Source organism: Methylacidimicrobium cyclopophantes (assembly GCF_902143385.2).
Classification (GTDB): Bacteria; Verrucomicrobiota; Verrucomicrobiia; order Methylacidiphilales; family Methylacidiphilaceae; genus Methylacidimicrobium; species Methylacidimicrobium cyclopophantes.
Map to the genome: position 1 here is coordinate 1 of NZ_CABFUZ020000062.1, position 3,236 is coordinate 3,236.

Genomic DNA, 3,236 nt, shown 5'->3' on the forward strand with positions numbered 1-3,236 from the left:
TACCACTGCAGATGCAGGGGTTGACAATAGGCCGATGCCTCGATCTGCGCCTGAGCGAGATCCTCGAGAATCGCATCCCGGCTCGATCGGGTGAATCGAGTCCCCAGGTGGATCGGGTAGAGAAACCAGTGCACCTCGCTCGCATCCGGAGAGACGTAGGGGTCCTTGATCCCTTCGAAGGATTTCATCTGCTGGAAGTACCAAGCCTCGACGACACGGCGGCGCTCCAGAATCGGCTCGATCCGGCGGAGCTGCACCAGTCCCAGCGCCGCGGCGAGGTTGCCCGGCGGAGCGTGGAGGCAAGCCTCCTTCGTGGCGATCAGGGAAAAGCGCTCTCCGCGCGAGCGACTTCGCACGTACCGGATTCGGGCCGCCAGATCCTCGTCGTCGGTCACGACCATCCCTCCTTCCCCGGAGACGAGCGCTCCGGGTTGAGAAAAATCGAAGACCGCCACCCGGCCGAAGGCCCCGGTCCTCCGATCGCCGTACCGGGAGCCGAGAGCCTCGGTCGAATCCTCGAGCAACAAGAGTCCCCGCTCCTCGGCCAGTTGCCTGAGCTCCTTCCATGGAGCGGGATGGCCAAGCGTGTTTCCGGCGAGAATCGCACGCACACCCTCGACCATCGCGCCGGCGACCCGCTCCGGAGAAAGGGCGCCGGACCAATAATCGATATCGGCGAAGACCGCCTCCGCTCCGCAAAGCACGATCGCCTGACCGATCTGATGCCACGAGTAGCCGGAAAGGATCACCCGGTCTCCGGGCCCGATGCCCAGAGCCCGGAGGGCGAGCCAGAGGCCGATGGTTCCGCTGGCGACCGCAATGGCATGCTTCCGCCCCACCCAGGCCGCGAATTCCTTCTCCCATCGTTCGACGAGAGTCCCTCCGCTGACCTCCGGGGATCGAAGCACCGACTCGACGGCATCGAGCTCTTCCTCGGTCAAGTCCGGATCCGAAAGCGGAATGCGAAGCATCGGCGAAGGAGGAGACGGCCCTTCCTTCATTCCTCTCCCTCTTCGGCTAACCTCCGGGCGTCGACGGTGATGGGCAGAGGCGTATCCTTGGGCATCTCCGGAAGCTGAAAGCGCCATCCGTTGGCGAGAGTGACCGTGCCTCCCCAAAGCTCGGGCTTTTCCGCGAGGACTACCGGCTCTTCCAGATCCTTCTTCGCTACGTAGACCGACAGCTCACCCGCACCGCGACGCCGAATCATGATCTTCATCGTTTCTTCCTCCCCCTCTTTGTCTTCCGTCGATCCCTCTCGCCTCCTCCACGATGGCCCGAACCGCTCGATCGATCTGCTCGGGGCTCGTCTCTTCCCCCAAGCTGAAACGAAGGGTCGACCGCGCGTCCTCCGCGGAAATCCCCATCGCCGCAAGGATCCGCGAAGGCTCTCCCTTGCCGCTAGAGCAGGCCGATCCCAGGGAGGCTTCGATTCCCCGTCGTTCCAGCCCGGCGAGCAACTCCTCGCCGTCGATTCCACGAAAGCCGATGCTCGAAGTGTTGGCCACGCGGGGCGCGCTCCCGCCGTGGATCGTTGCAAAGGGGAGTAGACGGACGATCTCCCCTTCCAGCCGATCGCGAAGCAACCCGACGCGTCGGCTCCGATCCACCGGATCGCACGACGCGAACCTTGCCGCGACGCCGAATCCCACGATCGCGGCCACATTTTCCGTCCCTCCGCGCCGGCCCCGCTCCTGGTGACCGCAAAAAAGGGGGGGCAAAGCGACCCCCTTCCGCACGAAAAGAGCTCCGATTCCCTTCGGTCCGCCGATCTTATGCGCCGAAAAGGAGAGCAGGTCGAAGGGGAGCGCTCGCGCATCGACGGGAAGCTTTCCGACCGCCTGGGCCGCATCCAAGTGGCAGAGCAGCCCCCGCTCCTTTGCGAGCGCGATCGCCTCTTCCACGGGCGCGATCACCCCGGTCTCGTTGTTAACCCAGACAAGCGAAAGCAGCGCCGGAGGCGGGGAGAGCGCCTGCTCAATCTGTCCCGGGTCCAGCATCCCTTGGCGATCGACGGGCAAGCGAACCACCTCTACCGCGCGGCCTTCCAAGCGGTCCAAAAGAAGGGCCGTGGCGGGATGTTCCACCCCTGTCGAGACGATGCGGGCCCGATCCGGAGCAAGCTCGAGCGCTCCCAGGATCGCGTGGTGAATCGATTCGGTGCAGCCGCTGGTAAAGACAATCTCTGCAGGTTCGGCCCCGAGGAGGGCGGCTACCTCGCGCCGGCCCCGGACGACCGCCTCCTTGGCCAGCCGCCCGCTAAAACCGGGGCTCGAAGGATTCCCGTGGCGTTCCCGAAGGTAAGGACACATCTCCTCCAAGGCTTCGGGCCGAAGGGGCGTGGTCGCGTTGTGATCGAGATAGATCCGCTCCGTTTCATCCATGGCTCGTCTTCGCCTCAGCCCTTCCCGGGCTTTCTTCCGCCACCGGTTCGAGCTCCTTTCCCTTCATCCCGACCACGTAGCCGCGCTCGTAGAAGTCGACGCCGTAGATGTAAAAACGCTGGAGAAAGGTGCCAATGCTCGTCACGACCCCTTTCTCTCCCTTCTTGATCAAGATCTCTCCGATCTCCTTGCCCGGGAAGGTCCCGTCGTTTCGGATGTGCCTCCGCGAGACCACTTTCTGGCCGTATGCAAAGGCGGGTGGCCCATCGAGTTCGACCTCATCCTCCATTCCCATCCCTTCCTCCTTTCCTACTCCTCGTCCTCCATTGGCCCTCGCTCCACGATCCGCCGCAAATCCTTCCCCCGTAGCAGGCCCTTGGGATCGAGCTCCTCCAGCTTGCGTAGGGCGGCGAGCCCTCTTTCCGTTTCTCCCAAGCGGATTTCCAAGTAGCCGTACGCCTTCAACGCAAAGAGGTAGAGGCGAAAGAGGGGATCTTCCCGGGCCCTCTCTTCCCGGTCGGTCGCAGAGACCGAAGCCCATTCCTTGGGAAAACCCGCCTTCTCTGCTACGGCTGCCAGGCACTCCAGGGCCCGATCCCGGGCTTCGGCAAGCTTCCCCGAATAAAAGGCGAAGCGGTAGCTGCCGATCAGGACCGAGATATGCCCCGGATCGACTTGACTCGCCTCGCGCAGCAGACTCTCGGCCCGGGAGTGAGAGCGGAACGAGCCGCCCGCAGCGCGGAGGAGCTCTTCGCTTCGCCTCGAAAGGGGCCCCCAATGGGCTTCCGCGAGGCCTTCGCTGACTCCCGATGCGTCGCTTCTTCCGGCGCGCCGCTTTTCGCGGCAGGCCGC

The 3,236-nt window shown here is 64.2% G+C and carries 5 protein-coding genes; all 5 read right to left on the minus strand.

The annotated features are described in order from the left end of the window. Positions 1–1,001: DegT/DnrJ/EryC1/StrS family aminotransferase (locus tag FN369_RS01295; RefSeq protein ID WP_142524411.1), on the minus strand; the 1,001-nt coding region annotated here is incomplete at its 3' end. Continuing rightward, the gene (nifT, locus tag FN369_RS01300) at positions 998–1,219 is read right to left on the minus strand and encodes a putative nitrogen fixation protein NifT (protein ID WP_142524412.1); all 222 of its coding nucleotides are present in this window, start codon (positions 1,217–1,219) and stop codon (positions 998–1,000) included. The genes FN369_RS01295 and nifT, both read right to left, overlap by 4 nt. After that, positions 1,185–2,384 carry a cysteine desulfurase family protein gene (locus FN369_RS01305; protein WP_142524413.1) on the minus strand — a complete coding sequence of 400 codons (1,200 nt, stop codon included), beginning with the start codon at positions 2,382–2,384 and terminating at the stop codon, positions 1,185–1,187. Before FN369_RS01305 ends, nifT begins: the two co-directional genes overlap by 35 nt. Beyond that, positions 2,377–2,679: a nitrogen fixation protein NifZ gene (locus FN369_RS01310; protein WP_142524414.1), complete on the minus strand. Its 303-nt coding sequence runs from the start codon at positions 2,677–2,679 to the stop codon at positions 2,377–2,379. The genes FN369_RS01305 and FN369_RS01310 overlap by 8 nt, the downstream gene beginning before the upstream one ends. A 14-nt stretch (positions 2,680–2,693) precedes the next feature. Then, the coding region (locus tag FN369_RS10975) for a hypothetical protein (RefSeq protein ID WP_178087597.1) at positions 2,694–3,236 on the minus strand (543 nt) is incomplete at its 5' end.

Coding starts and splice junctions, on each gene's coding strand:
- FN369_RS01305 (WP_142524413.1), bottom strand. CDS start 2,384: ATGGATGAAACGGAGCGGATCTATCTCGATCACAACGCGACCACGCCC.
- FN369_RS01310 (WP_142524414.1), bottom strand. CDS start 2,679: ATGGGAATGGAGGATGAGGTCGAACTCGATGGGCCACCCGCCTTTGCA.
- nifT (WP_142524412.1), bottom strand. CDS start 1,219: ATGAAGATCATGATTCGGCGTCGCGGTGCGGGTGAGCTGTCGGTCTAC.